Below are 20,724 nucleotides of genomic sequence, written 5' to 3' on the forward strand. Positions count from 1 at the left end.
AAAATTTTTTTCTATCTTCCTCATCGGTTCTAATATAAATAGTAAAAAAACACTTTTTTTAAGTACTTTTTTACTTTCTTTTTAAGGATAGAAAATCTAATAAAACCCAACATATAGATTAAATTCATTCATAGTCCTACTTATAAACTATCAGAGAGGATTAAACTATGGGAATTCCTACACTATTATTAAATACCTTTATTATTATTATTTGTATTCTTAGCTATCAAGTATTTTGGCTAGACCATAAAGAAAAAATGGCATGTAATAATATATTAATCTCTATTCTTTCCTCAATTGCAATTATTTTTTGCCTGACTTTTCCTTTTCATTTACATGCTGGATTTATTTATGATTTACGTTTTATTCCTGTTATATTAGTTTTTCTATATGGAAATACAAAAAGTATTATTTTTATAGGAGTTGTATATCTTTCTTATAGATTTTACTTAGGCGGAAGCGGAGTTTTTCCATCAGTTATTATCTATAATATTATTACAGGCGTTACTGTAACATTTCGTTACTTGTTACCCATTTATTTTAAGGAAAAAAAGATATTATTAAGCATACTACTTATTTTGATTTGTACAACTTCACTTTCTATCTGTGGTATTGTAACTCAAATTAACACAGGTGGTAAAATTGACTCTACTCTCATTGAATTTTTATTTAATTATATAGTCATTAATATTTTTACAGGATTATTATCAGTTTATTTAATAGAAGGAATGATTGAGAAATTTAAAATGAAAGAAAAGATTCAACGAGCAGAAAAATTTTATATAGCTAGTGAACTAGCTGCATCTATTGCTCATGAAATTCATAATCCACTAACCACGGTACATGGATTCACTCAATTATTAAATGATAATGAGAGCTCTAAGATATCTCAAGATAAGTACTTAGAAATTATGTTAATTGAAATGCAGCAAATACAGGCTACTATTAATAATTATTTATCTTTAACCAAACCACAAAACTTTATAAAAGAGAAGCTAGACATTAATCACATTTTGAATCAGGTAACAGATACTATTTCACCACTCGCTCTATCATATAATGTTGAAATAAAACATAATATTGCAGATTCTCTTTATATAAACGCTGATTCTGAAAAATTAAAACTGTGTCTAATCAACATCGTACAAAACGGAATTGAGGCTATGAAAAATGGTGGAGTATTACAAATAAATATACAAAAAATAAAAGATGATATTGTAATTGATATTATTGATTCAGGAATTGGAATGTCCTCTCAACAAATAAAACGAATTGCCTTGCCGTTTTATTCAACAACAGAAAAAGGTACTGGGCTTGGTACTATGATTGCTTACAGTATTATAAAAGAATTAAACGGAGATATAGAGATAGAGAGTAAAATAGGAAAAGGAACACGCTTTTCTATCAATATCCCCTGCTAATATGATAGAAGATTTTTGGTTCTGGTGCAAAAAGATAATGAAGAGTAAAAGGGGTACGGAAACGATTCTGGGCATGAGGGGCCACTCTGGGATTTAATTACAAATAAAAAAAGAACTTTATTCAAGTTCTTTTAATCTACGATACAGAGCGGCCTGACTCACACCTGTAATTTGGCATATTTCTTTCACTGTTTTAGTGGTGTGCTTCCGTAATTCAATCGCATGATTCATACCTGGGTGTTTATCCGTGTATTTCTTCAATCTTCCTCTATACACTCCTTTTTATTTCGCTAACTTTAATACTTACATATTGCGAAACGAACCAGGTTGAATTGTTAGAAGAATACATTTTTGAGGAAAAGCAAAGTGGAAAAAATATGGAGAGAGAACAATTCCAAATTCTTATGAAGCAATTAAATCCAGGGGACACACTTATTGTCTATAAGTTAGATCGTTTAGGTAGAAATCTTTCTGATATGATCCGTACTCATGAAAAACTGATCAAAAATGATATTGGCGTCATTGCTATTAGTGATAACATTGATACTCGGAAGAAAGATAATATGACTACTAAAGTCATGGTTACAATCTTATCTTTATTTGCTGATATTGAACGAAACTATATACTGGAGCGAACGCAGGCTGGTCGTATGAAGTATGTAGAAAGTGGTGGGAAACTGGGGAGAACCCCTAAGATCAATAAGTCTAAAACTGATTTGATACTTGAGTTACTTAATCAAGGAAAAACGAAACAGGAAATTGCTGATTTTTTAAATGTTGACAGAACCACTATTTATCGCACATTAAAACGAAATGGTTATTAAGAAAATTCTTAACAACAATTACCCTTTATACTTATATAGGCTATATTAATTTTTTAAAAAAATTTCGGTCTTACTGAAGAGGTTTATCACAACACCAGGAGCTAAACTATAAACCTTAGCTCCTCCTATTTATAAATGATATGGTTCTAAAATTATACAGAAAGATACTGTAAAAGTATTTTTTTATCGATTTTTTGAATTTATTTTTTATGTAAACTAAAGAAATCGTACACCACAAATATGATTGTTATGATAACCATTAGACCATTAACTGTAAGAGCTATTGGAATAGATAAGTCAATAATAGGCAATAACATGATACAAAGTGAAACAATTGATGCAATAAATGGAACAACCTGTCTTGTTATGCCCTGCTCTTCGTATTCCTTAAGTTAGGGAATTATGGTTCTGTTGCAAAGTTTTTCTAAGGGAAGTTAAAATGTAAGAAACATGAGGCGCGGAGAATACTATATGGGATATTTTAAAGGAAAACAATTTAAGAAGGATATTATTTTAGTAGCCGTTGGCTACTATTGTCGTTTTTCTTTAAGCTATCGCGATATCTCTGAACTTTTGAGAGAGCGTGGCATATCGGTTCACCCAACAACTATTATGCGTTGGGTCCATGAATATGGAAATGTGATCTATCAAATCTGGAAGAAGAAAAACAAAAAGGTACAATCATCGTGGAAATTAGATGAAACTTATATAAAAGTGAAAGGAAAATGGCGTTATTTATATCGTGCGCTCGATAAGGGTGGATATACATTGGATATTCAACTTCGAAAAACAAGAGATCATCAGGCGACATATGCTTTTATGAAAAGATTGGTGAAGGCTTTTGGAGAACCAACAGTTCTCACAACAGACAAAGCCCCAGCGCTACTTTGCGCGTTTAACAAATTAAAAGAACAAGGTTTTTATAGACGTACAACTCATTGTACAGTCAAACATTTGAACAATCTCATTGAACAAGACCATAGGCATGTAAAAAGACGTTTTGCCAAATCTACAGGATTTCAAAGCCTTCGTCATACTTCACGTACCTTGAAAGGTATTGAAACCGTTCATGCTCTATATAAACAAAAACGAAGTTTGCAACAACCAAACTTCGTTTTTTCGACGTATAATGAATTACAACAATTACTAACGATTGCATAAAATCCATCTGCAATCATACCAACTTTTTCTCTGTTAAAAAACTTTGCAACAGAACCCAAATTTGTATTTAATATAAGTTCTGTATGTTTTTATATATTTACTTTAATTTCAAGATACGTTCTACTTCCTCCATACTTAACTTACTTGCTTTTGCAATAGTTTCAAGCGGTACACCAATTTCATGCATCCCTCGAATCATTTGCATCTTACCTTGCTCAATGCCTTTTTCTATACCCTCTTGTTCTGCATGTGCTAGCTTAGCTTGTTCATCTAGAAGTAATTTCTCTCGAGCTTCATATGCTGTTCGGAAAGAAGAATCATGGCTCATATTTTCCCATTTATTTATTGCCTTCTGTAAAATTGGATCTTGATTCATCGCAATCTCCTCCAATGTTTGAGTTAAATGTTCATCTGCATGTGCTGGTAATAATAACATCCAACGAACAAATGTATTTTCCCACGGGTTTACTTTTTCTTCACGCCATTGTTTTACCAATTTCGGTATCTCCACAAAATGGATTTCAATGTCGTCACTTAATAGTTGCTGCATTTTTGTATTCCATAATTGTCCGATGGTATGAAATGCGTCATCCTGAGAAAACAAAATAAAGTCTAATAAGTTAATGGTAATTGTTTTCCGAAGTGAACGATATGGCATCCCTTCTTGCATTTGGGATGTATAAAGTTTACTCCAATAATATAAAGATCGCTTCACCATATCATGTGTATTCCGAAGCTGAATTTCGATATTTACTTGCGTCCCATTATCTAGTGTTGCTAATAGGTCTAAAATCGATAACTTATCATCTTCATAAGATTTATGGAGATGTGGATCTTCTAGTTGTAGCGATGTAATAGGTGTATCTAAAGATTCTTCTAGAATTGCATTTAAGAAACCCGTTAAAATTTCCTCATTTCCTTTCGTCCCAAATAACTGTTTAAAAGCAAAATCAATGCGTAAATTTACTAATTTAGTGGACATGGATTTCCTCTCCCTGTCTATATCATCTCTTATTCTTATTGTACATAAAAAAAGGTAGAACATGCAAACAGGCTCTGGTTCTATTGCAAAGTTTTCTACAAGAAGCTACACTCTAGAAAACAGGATCTATAAGAATAGATTCCATTAGGGATCTATTTACCTCTTTCAAATAAATGCAACCTTTGCACCAGAACCCTAAAAATTGTTCAAAATGTGTCCAAACGTACAATGTTCTTTTTTTGATATGGTGACCCCTAGTATGGCTCTGTAGTAATTCTATATTTTCTTCCAAACAACCATGTCATAGTATGATTTCATAATATGTGTATGGCTAGATTCATAGTAAAGATTGATTTAAATCTATAGTTATACTGATGAGATAAAAAGTCCCATATCTCAAAATAAAAAGTATTCTTGTTTTTTGAGATACGAGACGGAAATGAAACGTTCCCATGAAATCTATATCTCTCCCCCATCAGTTAAAAAATTATAGATTTCAATTTCGAATCCTCTTTTTAAACAACATGCAATTTCAAGTTTATTTTTTCATTCTGAGCTAGCAAATAAGCGTATTGAAATTGACCAAAATATAAAATTATGGTATGTTTTCAGTAGTTTAACTAATATATATTGGATGCATATTCACTATATATTGAGTATAGAGATTAGGTAATATGCATAAAATAAAAGAAGAGATGCTGGTAACATCTCTTCAAGTAACTGTTTACCGCAAGGCGGAACGGTTGCTAAGGTTTATTTGCGTTTAGAACCGCCCTTTCGCTTGCAGGCTGAGGCGGTTCTTTTGTGTTTTTTATTACTTAATTTCTTTGCTAGCTCATTCGCACAAGCTGTCGCAAAAACTGTAAAAAATACTTTTACAGCATCATGCAATAAGATAATTAAAGAATCCATTCGGTCACCTCCTTTCTCTCTAAAATAAGAGAAAAAGGGTTAGCAACCTCCCGCCCACGCTATACAGTTGTATCTATTTTATCATAGATTTAAATGCTGTCCTACCTAAAATTGGTGTTTCACACCTTCACATTTTTGAGAAAGGAGTCTTCTGTCGGAGAAAGATAAAGGGTACAGTAGAAGTTAAAATAATTATCTCTCTTAATAAATCCAATAAGTAACCGCTAAAGATCGAATAATAAGCTTATAATAGGATTACTCTATTCTTGTAACAATATTAAGTATGTCTTTTGAATCACCTTCTGAAATATGATATGTCAGATACAATGCGATTCACTCCCTCTAACTTTATATAAAAAGGTAGAAAGCAACCTTATAATTTGAAAGCGCTCTCCCTCCCTAATATCCCATTATATAAAGCTATCTAGAAGTTGATAGCGATGTATGTTGCCCCCCTTATAGTCCATATGCCTTCTAAATTTATCCTTTTTATCTTTTAAATTTAATAAATGATTGTAATCTTATTCTAAAAAGTTCTTTTATCTGAAAGCGCTTTTTTCATGTAAAATAGAACCAATAGATAAGAATATTAGGAAAGAGAGGAATAATATGGATAAATTTCAATTATGGACAAAAGAAGCCGGATTAAAAGTACTAGAATTTAAAATAAAACAACAAGAGAATTTAACACAAAAACAACTATTAGCATTTTTTGATAAAAAGTGGTTAATAAAAAATGATTTAGCTATACCGCTAATTAAGTATTGGAATGGGAGCCCCTATGAAATGCTAAATAATTTATATCCAAACCAGTTTAAAGTATGGCAATTAAAAGATTTACCTAAAGGATATTGGATTGGAAAATCCTCATCAGAAGCATTAGAAGCTTTAAGGTGGCTAATAGAAGAAAAGGAACAATTAACGGAAGAACAAATACTTCAAGTGTATAATAAAGGGTGGCTAATAAAACACAGATTAAAGATGCCGTTGCTTGAGCATTGGAACGCAAATACATATGAGATGTTAAATGAATTGTATCCAAATCGTTTTAAAGTATGGCAATGGCATTCCTTAAAAAACGAATATTGGAGGAAAAGCACATCTTTAACTGCATTGGAAGAGCTTAAATGGTTAATAGAGGAGAAAAACCATTTAACTAAAGAAAGTGTATTAAAAGTTGTTGACTTAAATTGGCTAATAAAAAATAAGTTTATTATCCCTTTAAAGTTGTATTGGGAAGGGAATCCTCAAAAAATGCTAAATGATTTGTATCCGGATATTTTTAGAAAGGATCAATCATCCAAGTTTTGGAAAAAAGAAAAAACCTTAACCACCTTACAATGGATACTAGAAGAAAAAGAACAGTTAACTGAAGAACAAATTTACCAAGAATTCAGTACAAATTGGCTAATAAAAAATAAATTAAATACGCCTTTAAAAAATTTTTGGGGCTCTAATCCTTATAAAATGATAAACGATTTATATCCAAATCGTTTTAAGGAATGGCTATTTAAAAATGTTCCGAAAGACTATTGGACAGAAAAAACAGCATTAAAGGCCTTGAAATGGACAATTGAAGAAAAAGAACAACTAATAGAAGAACAGATACCACAAAGAACTGATATAAAATGGTTTGAAAGAAACAAGCTAGCTGTTCCATTACGAAGATTTTGGAGTAGTAGCCCTTATAAAATGATAAACGATTTATATCCAAATCGTTTTAAAGCGTGGCAATTTCCAAAAGTACCAAGGGGTTTTTGGACGAAAGAAAAAGTATTAGAAGCTCTAAAGTGGACAATAGAGGAAAAAGAACAATTAACAGATAAGGAACTAATGATGATTTTTAGTGCACATTGGTTAAGGAAGCATAGATTAGTACAACATTTAGTGACTTATTGGGATTATAGTCCATTTAAAATGCTAGCTGATTTATATCCGGGACGTTTTAAAGAATGGGACTTTAAACGTGCCCCTAAAAATTTTTGGACAAAAGAGAAAGCTTTGGAGGCATTTAGTTGGACGATAAAAGAAAAAGAACAGTTAACTGCAGAACAACTATTACAAAAAATTGATCGTGATTGGGTTAAACAACATAAATTGCTAACACCGTATCAAAGATATTGGAATGGAAATCCTCATAAAATGTTAAGTGATCTTTATCAATATGCATCCTTACATTAACATATATCGAAAATTATAGAATGACTCTATAAGGAAGAAACACACAGCTTCCATCTTCTTCAGGTAATCCCAGCTGATGTTGTGCAATGTTCTTTAAATCAAATTGTGTAGTACTCTCTGTAGACTTCGCCTCGAATGCAATTGCTTTTACTTTATAAACGCCATCATAGTCTTCTGTACTTTTATCTTCATAGGGATAACGAAGAAGGGGAAACCATATTAAAAAGAAGATTGTATGTTTAGACACAAAATAACCAGTTTCCTGTACCTTAAGAAACCGGTTATTTATTTTACTGCTTTGTTATGAGTTTTTGTCCCGTAATGGTTTTTAATTTTGCTTTAGCTTGATGCAGATGGAACACTCCTCCTAAATATTTGCCATGATTCATGTTTGTATGAATGCCTACTTCTGTATAATAGGTAGGGCATAATAGTCAAAAGCTAAATCGAACAAGGCACTTGCTTCTTGGCGCAGTAACAGATCCTTCGGACGGAAAATAAATGATCCATCAGCGTTGATCGAAGTATCAGGGTCTACGATTCCTTGGGATGCAAGTGCTTGAATAGATTGGACTGCCCAGTCATCCGCAGCATCAAGCAATTTAACTTTCTTAGCTTGGTCAGGTTGAATCTGCTTCAAATTTTGAATCATGGTTGCTGCGACCTGTCGGGTAATCGGAGTAGCACGGTCATACCCTGGAATTCCTTTCATAATTTTTTCCCTTGCCTCCTTGGAGTCGTCTGGAAAACCGTTCCATCCATAAGCAAGTAACAACGTATCCGCAAACTCTCCTTGTGTCATGATGTCCATCGGATTGAATAGATTACCTGTTTTAGCACCCATAATATTTAGGGCATGAAGATTATCAATGTGACTTCTATAGTTACTCTTTTGTGGAACATCATCAAAAGGTGGTTTGTAGTTAATTTTCTGGGCATCTGCTATAAAATCAATTCCTTTAGGAGAGTTGTAGTGAAAATATGCGATTTCTCCAGCTGAATTCTTTTTGAAAGCAACTTTTTTTCCTTCCGAATCCTCAAATAATAACGGATGAATCATTTTGAGAACTTGTTTTCCGGTTGTTCCACCTTCCAGGACCAAATTCCCATTTTCATAAGTAAAATGAGTGCGACTTGCAGCAAAACGCGTGTTTTGGAATAAGCCTAGGTATTTATGAGCGTCTTTTTCCTCTAACGGGAGATAACTTGTTTTTGCCCCATTCTTAGCAGGGAAATAGTGATCCATGAGAGCTTCATACATGTCTATACTCATTGTTGAATCATTATTGTAAGACATGAAGAATGCTGTTTTCTGTTCAGGCACTAAAATCATCAGTGATTGATGTCCCGGCATACTTCCCCCTTTTATTACAACGTGTTGACCGTTAGCAAAATCATTGAAAGGCGTTTCAAATCCAATTGTTGCAACAGGAATTGTCTTATCATCAAAAACTTGATAGGCATGCATCATATCCATGCTTTTTTTACTTACAATTTCTTTACCTTTAAACTTTCCGTTCTGTAGCTGCATAATCATGTATTTTGACATGTCTTCTCCGGTAGATATAATACCTCCTTGTGGTGCATCCATTAGACCGTTTCCACTTGTTGGAATTGGATCGCCAGTGGGCCCATAATGTGTAGCCATTCTCTTGAGAAGATTAGGCGTAAAGCTCAAACTTGTAGAGTTCATACCTAATGGTTTGAAAATATTATTTTCCATATATTGCGAAAAAGGTGTATTTGTAACATTTTCCACAGCAAACCCTGCGAGTGCAAATGAAACGTTGTCATACGTATAAGATTCTCCTGGCGGTCGTACTACCGTTGGTATATTTTTAGAGAAAAATTCCTTCATCGGCATACTGTGATTAATGTATTCAGGTCCGGTTATCGTGGTGATATCAGGAAAATCTACTCCGCTGGTATAAGTGAGCATATCAAACAAGGTAAGGGGTTTTCCTGTTTTATTAGGTATTTTCAATCCACTGAGATATTGTTGTACATCTTGATCTAGTTTGAGATTTCCTTTATCAACTTGCTGCATCACAGCTAAGGCAGTAAAAGTTTTTGAGACTGAAGCGATTTGAAAGACCGTGTCCTTAGTGACGGGAATTTTCTTTTCTTTATCAGCATACCCATACCCTTTATTGACGACGACCTTTCCATCATGAACGACGACAAAACTAGAACCGTTTACATTGTACTTCTTCATTTTCCCCTCAAATAACGGATCAGCAAAAGATTCTACTTCTTTTTTATTATTGGGTGCTTTCGTCATTTGAATATCGGTCGTGGCTGCCGATGATTTTGATTTTCCAGCTTCTAATGATTGTTGGGAACAAGCAGAAGTCATACTTGTAGAAGTGAGCAGAATTGCAACTATCCCCAGTTTGTTGATTGCTTTTTTCATTTTTGTACACTCCTTAATTTGATTGGAATTTTTTGTTGGCACAACGAGTTATTGGCTCGTTAGCTTATGAACAGAGTGTAGCAAGCAGCAAGTCATAGTAGATAGTGATTATCTGTCATATTTATGTATGGCGCGAAAAATAGAGGAGGTTACGGCTATATTGATAGTCATGTCATACAAACTATGACACTTTGACACTACCGTATGTGACAGAAAACTACGTAGAATCAAAGAGCGATTAACGTATTAGCAATGAATGAGGAGGAGCGATTTTAATGACGAAAGCATCAGTTCAAAAAACTTTGCAAGATTTCTATTTCTTGTTATTTACCTTTGCATCCGGATTGTTTTATTTTTGCTTCTATCTGGTCAGCATTACATTTGCACTTGTAATGACAGTTTTCTTCGTAGGTATTCCTTTATTGGCGAGGGTGTTGCAAACAACTCACACATTTGTCCAGTATGAACGTATTCAGACGAAAGTTTATACGGACATATCAATAGAGTCATTACCACTAAGGGTAAAAAGAGGAGGGGATAGATGGATTAGAGCAGGAGAAATAATTCTTAATAGTAGCAACTGGAGGACTGTTTTTTGGCTCATGCAAAAATTTTTTGTTGGAATAATGAGCCTTATTTGTGCTGTTTTACTGTATGTAACGCCGCTAGTATTTATCATTACACCCTTACTTTTTCAATATTTTAATATATACTTATTGGGAATTGCTATGAATTCATGGGCGAAAGCTATTTTTGTCATGATTATTGGATGCATTCTCATTTGGATACGTATATGTATTGGAAACTGCTTAGTTCGAATAATTGGAATATACACGCGTACTATGTTTAAAGCTATAAAGGAGTGATAATTTGTTTAAGACTTTGAAAATATGGGTCTGGTATGATTGGGCATTACTTTGTATACGTTTTATCATTTGGCTATCATTGATATTAACGACTATCCAACACCGAGACCATTTAACAGTACCACTTTGGATCATCATTCTTTGGGAAATCGTTTCATTTTCAGTACCTTGGATCTGTTTAATGTTCAGTTATCGCTATTATTTGTTTACTGAAATAATATTTTTTGGCGGAGTGTGTTTCTATTTAACTTTATTATTTCCGTCAGCGTATCTTGCTTTTTTAATGCCAACTTTTATGATTGCAGCAAATAGTGCTCATAAATCTTACCGCTGGTCGGGTCCTATCACAATTATTTTGTTCCCGTTGCTCATTGCGATATTTTCCAAAGTAACAGATTTATGGGGAATCATCTTACAAATTGGTTTAGCCTTTGCTATGGGTTCTTTTTTTCGTTTACTGGTTATTAATTACCGTCAAAGTGAAACCATTCGAAACCAGAAACATGTATTGGAACAATACGTATCCCAAGTTGAGCGAATAACATTACTCGAGGAACGTGATAGGCTCTCAAAAGACTTACACGATACGATGGGGCATTCCTATACCACAATTATTATGGGGATGGAAACATTACGTACGGAATTAAAGTCTAAAGAAGGAGAGAAACAGCTCGATTCATTATTACAATTAGCCCGTAACAGTATGGAAGAAGTAAGACTGTATTTGCATCAAATGGATTTATCACAAGAATCGCTTCCCTTAGCTGTCACATTACAGCAATTGACAGAGGAATTTAAGAAACATGCAAAAGTAAATGTACGTACTCAAATAATAGGGGAAGAGTATATGGCCTCCAAGCAATCAAAAATGACACTATATCGGAGCTTGCAGGAATCACTAACAAATGCTGTTCGCCATGGGCATTCCACAGAAATCATTGTGTCACTTCACTTTGAACCACAACAGATAAGATTGGATGTACAGGATAATGGCTGTGGGATAGATGATTGGAAGGATGGCTTTGGATTAACTGCAATGAAAGAGCGCGTGAGTCAGTCACAAGGAAGAGTCATTGTTTACTCCAAAAAAGGGGAAGGGACGTTAATTTCATGTGTATTACCGAAACAAGTACAACTGTCTAATGAACAAATTCGCTTGTGTATTGTCGATGATCATTCTTTTATTCGAGAAAGTCTTCATACAATTTTGGATGTACAGGAGGATTTACAAGTAGTGGGAATGGCTGAAGATGGAGAACAGGCTGTGGAATTGTGTGAAAGACTAAAACCAGATGTAGTACTAATGGATTTAGAGATGCCCAATCTGGATGGAATTCATGCGACTAAAATGATTAAGGAAAATTGGCCGGACATTCGTGTACTCATTCTGTCAACCTTTCAGGATACAGAAAAGGCAAAGGAAATCATACGAAATGGTGCAGATGGGTATTTGTTGAAATCCATAGATTCGCGTGAACTAACTGAATCAATTCGTCTAGTCTATCGGGGAGGCACGATGATTAACCATGAGTTGTTTCATAGAATGTGGGAAGAAAATGAAGAAACAGGATTAGTTGAATCAAAATCAGATGGAAAAGAGTTTGGCTTAACGAAACGCGAACTAGAGGTTTTGAATCTATTATCACAAGGTAGCCGTTATAAAACAATTGCTTCGAAACTTTACTTATCAAACGGAACAGTAAGAAATTACGCTTCCAATCTCTATGAAAAGCTGGGAGTCAAAAATCGAGAAGAAGCCGTGCAAAAAGCAAAGGATACAGGATTACTTTTGTAAGAGGGAATGTAGTCAACTGCTAGGGTACGTGAACGATTCTATATTTCAGGGCTACATTTTAAAAGATGTAATTTGAATGTCTCTATTTGGGATTTTATCGTTTCTATAGATAATATTTTATTTTCGTCTTATAGGGGTCACCATACATATCCATCAACTTAAGAAATTGGTAGTTCCCCAAAACGAAGAAAATTTTCGTTTTGGGAGCACTTCAAAGTATTAGCTTGATAGGCATGTGGATGAGCCCCATCGCCATCGAGTTAAGAAATTATTCTTCCCCAAAACGATGAAAACGGGCTAAATTCTCATAAATAACTATAGAGGCATAAAATCTTCGTTTAAGGGATATTTCAAATTCTAAGCTTGATGATCATAAGACAGAACTCTTATATGTGAATTTGAAATAAAGGACCCGATCTGTCCTATAGATTAAAAAACGTTCTCTTTTCTAAACACATGATGAAGTAACTGCAGCATCACGTATGCTCCTCTTATATGAAGAAACGACAATCACAGCCAGGAAACCGACACCCACCCTCGAATAAAGGGCGCGATGTCGGCTTTAAACTTAACGGACAAACTCCTTATTGAATATTTTATCCCGACCTGCTATGACTTCCGGACCTACTGCGTTGATGGAAGTTACCAAAATATGCTCCCCTCCTAGAGGGCCACCAACTCTCGATTCAAACCCGAAAGTACCGCCTGCATGCCCCCAATATGATTGCCCGTCCGATGTTTTCTCTTCATAAATTCCTAGTCCGACTTTACCAATAGGTGAATCTACTGTTGTGAGCATTTGGTTCATCATCTCTTGATTTAGAAGCTTTCCGCCCAACAGCGCACTGAAGAAAGTAGTTAAATCTTTGACAGATGAAACCATATTTCCCGCTGCATTTGCCCATGATTGATTTATTTCTGTCAAATCATACAAATGACCCGATCTGTCCATATTATATCCTGTAGCATGTTCACCTGGTATATGAGGATTTGTTTCCATTACGAATGTCTCCTTTAGCCCAAGTGGTTCTATGAAGCGTTTTCTGATTTGCTCTGCATATGTATCTCCTGTTACCTTTTGAATAATTTGACCAGCTAGCACAGTATTGGTATTCGAATAGTCCCAGCCCTCCCCTGGTGCAAATACAGGTGGCTTTGTAAGTCCCAAGCTTATAAGTTCATCAGCAGTATAGTAACGGTATGGATTTTGAGGCAAGGTAATATCTCGCATATCCAAATCTGTATAGGCTGCAATGCAATCCCGCTTGTATGATTCAATAACTGACGAATCGTAATTTTGTTACCGTCATACCCATTACCCTGTACGACTCCTGGTAACCATTTTTCAACCGAATCATCAAGGCTTAATTGTTTCTCTTCAGCCAACTGCAGTATAACGGAAGCTGTGAAAGTCTTCGTGATGCTTCCGATACGAAATGAAAAGTTCGGCTCCACTGGGCGCGGTACCTCGTAACTCGCTGTCCCTGTAGCGTAAGACCAGTGCTGACCGTCCTTTAATCCGCCTGCTATGACACTTGGGATTTTTTTATTGGTTACCACCTGATCCATTACGTATTTGACTTCTTCTCGATGTTTCCTTTTCTTTTCTTTATCCGCAAGTTCCTTTTTGGTTTTTTTTGTAAATTCAGAGACTAGAATATTATTGATATGTTTTTCCGCTCCTAGTACATTGATATTTATCGAGATGACATGTTGACCATCTTCCGTTCCGCCTGCAAAGTTAGTAAATCCGGGAATACCACCGCCATGCCCCCATACTTCGATACCGTCCGGCAATTTAGTTGCATGTATGCCAAGCCCATACTTTCCTAACGGAGAATCCGCTGTACTAGTCATCATTTCCTTCTGTTCTGTATCTCCGGTGTCAACAGCTTTCCACCTAATAAGGCGCGAAAAAACGTCGTCAAGTCTTCTCCTGTCGAAATCATGTCACCGCCGGCATTAGCAAATGATGGGTTAAGCACCGTAATATCTACTAATTTATCTCCTGTATTTAAGTAGCCACGAGCATTTTTTTTCGGAATTTCCATCGAGCTTCCAGGAAGGAATGTGTCTTTAAGCACGAGTGGCTCAATAATTCGTTTCTTAATCTGTTCGGCATATGTCTCCCCAGTAACCTTCTGGATAATAAGTCCCACAATAACCGTATTTGTGCTCGAGTATGCCCACCCCGTTACTGGCTCTAGCTCCAAAGCGTGAGCAATTAATTGTTCGGGTGTATAATTTTCACTTGGATTTTCAAGTAGTTTATTCTTAAGCTCTGGAGTCAAGAAGTCTGGAATCCCGCTCGTATGATTTAATAATTGACGAATTGTAACTTTGTTACCATCATACCCGTTACCCTTTAAGAGCCCTGGCATCCATTTCTCTACCGTATCATCAAGACTTAGCTTCTTCTCTCCAGCAAGCTGTAATGCAACTGTAGCGACAAACGTCTTCGTTGTACTTCCAATCCTGAAAGCAGAATCAGCATCCACCTTATGATTTCTCTCGATGTTTGCTTCACCAGAAGCATATGACCAGTTTGCATCTCCATTTTTCACGGCAACAATAACACCTGGAATATTTTCAGTATTAGCAGCTTTATCAACAGCCTGTTGGGTGAGCGTCTTTTTATACACTGCGTTTGCATTTCCATTAGTAGGTAATACTAGTGTCCCAGCCAGTATAGTAGCTGTTAAGGCAAGTGCTGTTCCTTTTTTAATGATGAATGACTTCATAACGCATCTCTCCTATTATTTTGAAATTTTCTGTTGCTTCACTCCCTCACCTTAACTTCGAAATTGTTAAATAGCATAGTGATAAAACGACTAAATGTTTCATGACAGCGTGCTTAAATCTGTCACATAAACCGTATGATAAACTGTCATCTATCTTATATGACATACTTTACAGCCAGTCTCTGACCTTCCGCCCTCTTTCTATTGACGTATTGGAAGTTATGCTACATGGTAAATCTGAATCGCCAGAAAATTAAACTAAAAAAATACAAGTAGGTGTGCATAATCTATGTTCTCAGTAATGAAAAAATGGTTTTGGTATGATTGGATATTTGTATCCGTACGAACGTTTTGGCTGTTCATTATTATAAGTGTTGCTTTTATACATCCATCATTAATCAATGCGTCACTTTGGATTGTACTTTCTCTTGCTATCGTCGTTTACCTTGTTCCATTAATCGTCCGCCATAGGAAAGAAGACTGGTATCTTGCAGTCGATGTCACGGCATCAGGCTTATTTTATCTTTATTTAGCCTACGTAGCGCCAGGATTGCTTTGGTCTTTCGTTTTACTCGTGATGATTATTGGCTTAGCAAACATTCGAAAAAACTATGTGTGGACAGGTATCCTCTGTGGAATCGTATTCCCAGTATTGAACAGCTGGATCGCCGATCATCTCCCGTATGAATCCACCTTTAGCTGTAGCCTTGGTTTTGTCATTGGGATGGCGTTTAATATATTAATTCGGTACCATAAGCAAGCCCAAATTATACAAGAGCAGAAGCTGTTGCTGGAGCAACATATTAAGCGGATTGAGGAGCTTACGCTGATAGAAGAGCGCAACCGACTGTCACATGAGCTACATGACACAATTGGCCATACCCTTACCTCTCTCATTGTCGGTGTCGAATCACTGCGATTGTCAGTACCAGATTCACAGTTTGAGAGAATTGATTCACTTGTCGGTATTGCTCAGCACAGTCTGGATGATATCCGAAAGCATCTTCATCAGCTCTCTCATAATCCATTAAACCATTCGTTAAGTGAATCGCTGAGACTATTAACCGAAGAGTTTATGAGGTCGACAGGTACAACGGTTACATTCCGTGTGATTGGCAATGAGACTTTCGTAATGCAAAAAATAAATTTTTGCCTATATCGCTGCCTTCAAGAGTCTCTAACAAATGCAGTTCGACATGGCAAAGCGAGCGCAATAGCCGTTCAACTACATTTCGATAGGCAACGGCTTCGGTTACAGATTGAAGATAACGGCATCGGAATGGAAGAAATCCAATTCGGATTTGGGTTCAATGGGATGAAGGAACGGCTTGAACAATATCACGGCACATTGTCGGTTCATTCTGGAGCTGAGCTGGGAAAATTTGTTATATGTACTATTCCATTGCAGACAGAACTTGTGCATGACACGATCCGCCTTTTGATTGTTGATGATCATGCACTTATTACCGACAGTTTGGAGCAAGTTTTGGAGCAGCATGCTGATTTTACCGTCGTTGGTAAAGCAAAGGATGGGCACGAAGCATTAGAACATTGTAATCAGTCGCATCCTGATATCGTGCTAATGGATATTCGCATGCCGGGAGTGGGCGGACTGGAAGCTTTACTTGAGATGAAACAGCGATGGCCTGAAATGAAGATTGTGCTTATGACAACGTTTGAGAATTCCTTGCAGGCAGCAACTGCATTGGAGCACGGGGCAGAAGGCTACATGCTGAAGTCAATTCATCCACGAGAGTTGAAGGAAGCCTTGAAACTTATTTATAACGGAGGAACCTGGATCGATCAATCGGTCGCTACGCGAGTTTTCGAAGAGATGAAGCGTCAACGCGAGCAACTGGAGAAGATCAGCTCAAGTAAGGAAAATTACCCGTACGGACTTACGAAACGTGAGATGGAAATTCTGGAGCATCTTTCGAACGGGCTTCGCTACAAGTCAATTGCCACTAAACTGTTTTTATCGGAGGGAACGATACGCAATTACTGCTCAAACCTTTACTCGAAGCTCGGCGTCAACAATCGCGAAGAAGCAATCAAAATGGCGCGAACAGAGAATATCTTGTAGACGCTGTAGGAGGTTGAACAGGCGAATGAGAATCTTTGATAGCTCTTGGGTGTCTTTCTTACGATCAGTCAACATGTATTTTTAAGTTTTTACTGGAGTAAATATCAGAATGAACAAATACTTGTTATCATGCATACCAAAGATCCCTAATATATACTCGTTTTTTTACTAGGGGTGAGATATGATATGATGAATGAAACTATGATATTAGGCCGTTAACCGATAATCATAGTGTATATCATGTGTAATAAGGTGAAAGAGGAGTTTCAAGAACTTGTTTACACATGCAATGGACGCAACTTTATGACATTTGTTATAGGGTTGCGTTTTTAATTTATCATAATACTCAACAATGTGATTTTGTCCGTAACGTCGTTGTTTAATCATGTTCTGGATGATGAGGAAAAGGAGCTTCCGCAAATGTTTATTTCCACGTTTATTAATTTTATCTTTAAAAAAGGTTTTACCTGATTGAAAACGGCGTATATCAATACCAGCAAATGCATTGAGTTGCTTGTTATTGTTAAAGCGAGTAATATCTCCTATTTCAGCCATCAAGCGTACTGCAGTATTCGGTCCAATCCCAGGAAGACTGAGAATGATATCGTATTCTGCACGTTGCTTGGCTATATATACCATCTTGTTAATACAGCATTCTTTTTGGTGAAGAAGCTCTTGATAGCGTCTTGCGTATAATTTGAGTTGATCACATAGAACATCGTTCTGAGAAACAGCAGGATAGGAAGTTTTCGCTATTTCAAGTATTTGAATCGCTTTTTTCTCCGCTGTAATATTTGATATTTTTTTATTGGTGTTGGCACGAATACGATTTTTTATAATGGTTTTTGAAAGACCTAAAATACAATCTGGGTGGGGGAATAGTTGAACAAAATTTAAAAACAAATCAGATTTACTGGTAAACATTCTCTCCAACTCAGGAAATGTTAATTGGATTACTTTATGCATACGACCACGAATTATCGATAATTCACTATCCAGTTCACTATATAATCTAGAAAGAGATTTTAGCTGGTAGAATAAATTATCAGTTCCGGTAAATACTCTTCGGGTAGCTGTAAAATGAGTGAGAGCTAATCGGTGTGCGTCGCTTCGATCGGTCTTATGAATCCGTAAGGAATCACATTGTAGCTTGGCTTCTAATGGGTTTAATAAACAATATGTATACTGATTATCTTGCATCAATCGTTCTAGCTGCCTGGAATAGATACCTGTTGCTTCGAATACGATTTCAGGCAATTCACCGGTCTTATCTGTAAGCTCATGAATCTTTTCTTGTAGCTTTTTGAATTCAGGTTTAGAATGCTTGATTTCACTTTCAAATACACATTGTTTCTGTGCATTATAAATTACCATATAACTTTTACCCATACTGATGTCAAACGCAATTACGTGTTTCATAAAGTTCCTCCTTAGGTGGAATTGAAGTCTTCAACTTACACTTATCGATTCTCATTTCTTATACACGATCTCGAAGACCAACATACTAAAAACTGATTCAAATAAGGTAAGTGAAGAAGATCAGTTTTGTATACGGATTCAGGATCCCAAGACACCCACGACCTTCTCTTCACTTCTACTATATAAAAAATAGTAGTGCGAACCAATGCCTTGGTTTGCACTACTAATCTTAGTATGTTTTGTATGGCTTGATAAATAAGAAGAAAATAATCTTTAATCATATATATGGACTTATATTCACTAAGTTCGCGTTTCTTTTTCATAAGAAGTAATTGTCGCATTTGAAACATAGTAGAAAAACAGAGTAGAATGGCGATCAGTTGCCCATACAAATGGCATTCCAATCTTTCTCGTTTTATCTTGTTACAATGATGAATATGAAAGAATGCAGACATACAAAAACGTCATCCTTTCCTATGATTCTACAGAAAGAATAGCGTATTTTTTAATTTTATGGAGAACTAATTATTTCTTTTTTTATAATAAGAAAGGAAATTTATTATCATATTAATTAAACATATAAAGTTAAATGAGTACTTAAAAATAGTACTTTTATAGTTTCAAAAAAAACAAAAATAGTATAGCTAAAAGTGATAGTATACTAATAATTAAATGATACATATATTGAGACTGATTCTTCATTAATCATTCCTACTTTTTCTTTAATGTAAAAATATACAGATTTCATATTATCATAGGAAAAATTAAAATAAATAGAATATACCTAATTGCATATCTAAATAGTGAGATGCCAAATGTGTTTATAATAAAACTGATGAATCAAATAATAAATAAAAAAGGAGTATACCATTTCGGTTATGCTCCCTTCTCTTTTTATGGCACTTCTATTTCTTCATGTCGGTAAGGTAATTCAATCTCAAGTAAGATTATTATTTAAATAACATTTGTAAATGTACAGGCTCAGTAACTAGTATGTAAATTGTTAACACATCACTCATACCTGTCAATACAAACAAAGCGAGGGACATTATAATATTAATCCCTGCGTAGCCTCCTTCGTCTTGTAAAGCATACGCTATCAGCCCGAATACCAAGGACATAAAAAGGAGAGTCATCTGTAAAATATCCAGTCCAATGGTTAATCTCACTTCAGCTGGGGTGAAATCTCCAACAGTATAATTGTATTTACCGTGTGTAAATAGCAGAATCCAACAAACAAGAAACAAAATTAGACAGCTTGATGCTATGATGTTGTACTTTTTAGAACGCATATATCTTCCCTCTTATGTTATTTCTCCCTTTCTATTCAAAGAGTTAATATGTTAAGTTTTCTTATGCTCAAGTGAATATACCTCAACATTCCGTCAATACTGCAGATAAGACAACCAGCCAAAACTCATTTAAATTTTTTAATCCGCCCCCCTTGAAGCCGAGCAGTTAGCTTTTGCTAGTTGCTCTTTTGTTCTGTTTTTTTATAAACCTTACACACTTGTAATAAACGTGTAAGGCTATTAGATTTAGATCCATACTGATCGCTTTTCTATCCTTCAGATCCTTATCCAACAAAAATTCACTTATCTAATTGAAGCCCATATTGATGTACCCAACACATAATCGTTGTATGAACACTGGATAGTCCAAGTTCTTCCATCCTTTCCTTTTTAGAATATCAGCATGTCCAAACTTTATAGTTTTCTTGAAAGACTCTTCTTTTTCTTTGCACCAGAAGCTGTAAAAATAGTTCTGGTTAATATATTTTTAAAATTTTATATCTCTGTAAGGTCCCTTACAATAATGTAAGGATTTTGTTAGGTATTTCGATGTTTTTAATACTCAAGTTAAATTAAACTAAAAATAACAAATCGTTTAAAATACACACAAAAAAATTATAAAGGAGTTGATAAT

At 35.3% G+C, this 20,724-nt stretch carries 13 protein-coding genes and 4 pseudogenes; 7 read left to right on the forward strand and 10 right to left on the reverse strand.

All coding sequences use genetic code 11. The annotated features are described in order from the left end of the window. Window positions 1-167 precede the first annotated feature (167 nt). Entirely contained in the window at window positions 168-1,421 is a 1,254-nt protein-coding gene (locus DJ93_RS27090) for a sensor histidine kinase (RefSeq protein ID WP_042984529.1), read from the forward strand. Between the two features lie 117 nt (window positions 1,422-1,538). Here the strand turns inward: DJ93_RS27090 and DJ93_RS27095 are convergent, their stop codons facing one another. After that, on the reverse strand, window positions 1,539-1,682 hold the full coding sequence (locus tag DJ93_RS27095; RefSeq protein WP_236736018.1) for a helix-turn-helix domain-containing protein: 144 nt from the start codon (window positions 1,680-1,682) through the stop codon (window positions 1,539-1,541). Between the two features lie 38 nt (window positions 1,683-1,720). Between DJ93_RS27095 and DJ93_RS29695 the strand changes: the two genes are divergently transcribed. Beyond that, window positions 1,721-2,245, forward strand: a complete 525-nt coding sequence (locus tag DJ93_RS29695) for a recombinase family protein (RefSeq protein ID WP_374937203.1) — start codon at window positions 1,721-1,723, stop codon at window positions 2,243-2,245. A gap of 471 nt (window positions 2,246-2,716) precedes the next feature. Continuing rightward, on the forward strand, window positions 2,717-3,406 hold the full coding sequence (locus DJ93_RS27105; RefSeq protein WP_042984530.1) for an IS6 family transposase: 690 nt from the start codon (window positions 2,717-2,719) through the stop codon (window positions 3,404-3,406). A gap of 97 nt (window positions 3,407-3,503) precedes the next feature. Here the strand turns inward: DJ93_RS27105 and DJ93_RS27110 are convergent, their stop codons facing one another. Continuing rightward, window positions 3,504-4,388, reverse strand: coding sequence for an Rpn family recombination-promoting nuclease/putative transposase (locus DJ93_RS27110; protein ID WP_042984531.1), 885 nt, complete (start codon window positions 4,386-4,388; stop codon window positions 3,504-3,506). 753 nt (window positions 4,389-5,141) lie between these two features. Beyond that, complete coding sequence (locus DJ93_RS33440; RefSeq protein ID WP_181969261.1) at window positions 5,142-5,300, reverse strand: hypothetical protein; 159 nt, start codon at window positions 5,298-5,300, stop codon at window positions 5,142-5,144. Between the two features lie 609 nt (window positions 5,301-5,909). Here DJ93_RS33440 and DJ93_RS27115 point away from each other — a divergent pair. Beyond that, complete coding sequence (locus DJ93_RS27115; RefSeq protein ID WP_052109714.1) at window positions 5,910-7,481, forward strand: DUF4046 domain-containing protein; 1,572 nt, start codon at window positions 5,910-5,912, stop codon at window positions 7,479-7,481. Between the two features lie 24 nt (window positions 7,482-7,505). On the opposite strand, the pseudogene DJ93_RS34130 reads toward DJ93_RS27115, so the two are convergent. Both DJ93_RS34130 and DJ93_RS27125 read right to left on the reverse strand, forming a co-directional pair. Beyond that, window positions 7,506-7,674, reverse strand: a pseudogene (locus DJ93_RS34130) (Holliday junction resolvase RecU); the annotation flags it as partial. A 210-nt stretch (window positions 7,675-7,884) separates the two neighbouring features. Next, complete coding sequence (locus DJ93_RS27125; RefSeq protein WP_042984532.1) at window positions 7,885-9,894, reverse strand: serine hydrolase domain-containing protein; 2,010 nt, start codon at window positions 9,892-9,894, stop codon at window positions 7,885-7,887. 275 nt (window positions 9,895-10,169) lie between these two features. Here DJ93_RS27125 and DJ93_RS27130 point away from each other — a divergent pair, with 275 nt between their 5' ends. Both DJ93_RS27130 and DJ93_RS27135 read left to right on the forward strand, forming a co-directional pair. Further along, on the forward strand, window positions 10,170-10,760 hold the full coding sequence (locus tag DJ93_RS27130) for a sensor domain-containing protein (protein WP_042984534.1): 591 nt from the start codon (window positions 10,170-10,172) through the stop codon (window positions 10,758-10,760). Between the two features lie 4 nt (window positions 10,761-10,764). Further along, window positions 10,765-12,555 carry a helix-turn-helix transcriptional regulator gene (locus DJ93_RS27135; RefSeq protein WP_042984535.1) on the forward strand — a complete coding sequence of 597 codons (1,791 nt, stop codon included), beginning with the start codon at window positions 10,765-10,767 and terminating at the stop codon, window positions 12,553-12,555. A 568-nt stretch (window positions 12,556-13,123) separates the two neighbouring features. On the opposite strand, the pseudogene DJ93_RS27140 reads toward DJ93_RS27135, so the two are convergent. Next, window positions 13,124-15,296 (reverse strand): annotated as a pseudogene (locus tag DJ93_RS27140) (serine hydrolase domain-containing protein). 289 nt (window positions 15,297-15,585) lie between these two features. Here DJ93_RS27140 and DJ93_RS27145 point away from each other — a divergent pair. Continuing rightward, window positions 15,586-17,379 (forward strand): helix-turn-helix transcriptional regulator, encoded by a 1,794-nt coding sequence (locus DJ93_RS27145; protein WP_042984537.1) that lies wholly within the window; start codon window positions 15,586-15,588, stop codon window positions 17,377-17,379. 207 nt (window positions 17,380-17,586) lie between these two features. Here the strand turns inward: DJ93_RS27145 and DJ93_RS27150 are convergent, their stop codons facing one another. The 4 genes and pseudogenes from DJ93_RS27150 to DJ93_RS32550 form a co-directional block, all read right to left on the reverse strand. Continuing rightward, window positions 17,587-18,798, reverse strand: coding sequence for an IS110 family RNA-guided transposase (locus DJ93_RS27150; protein ID WP_042978878.1), 1,212 nt, complete (start codon window positions 18,796-18,798; stop codon window positions 17,587-17,589). Window positions 18,799-19,036: 238 nt separating this feature from the next. Continuing rightward, window positions 19,037-19,247 (reverse strand): annotated as a pseudogene (locus DJ93_RS34920) (IS4 family transposase); the annotation flags it as partial. Window positions 19,248-19,748: 501 nt separating this feature from the next. Next, entirely contained in the window at window positions 19,749-20,090 is a 342-nt protein-coding gene (locus DJ93_RS27160; RefSeq protein WP_042984538.1) for a hypothetical protein, read from the reverse strand. A gap of 302 nt (window positions 20,091-20,392) precedes the next feature. After that, window positions 20,393-20,476 (reverse strand): annotated as a pseudogene (locus tag DJ93_RS32550) (IS6 family transposase); the annotation flags it as partial. Between the last annotated feature and the right edge of the window lie 248 nt (window positions 20,477-20,724).

Origin of the sequence: Bacillus clarus (assembly GCF_000746925.1) — a bacterium.
GTDB classification, from domain to species: domain Bacteria; phylum Bacillota; class Bacilli; order Bacillales; family Bacillaceae_G; genus Bacillus_A; species Bacillus_A clarus.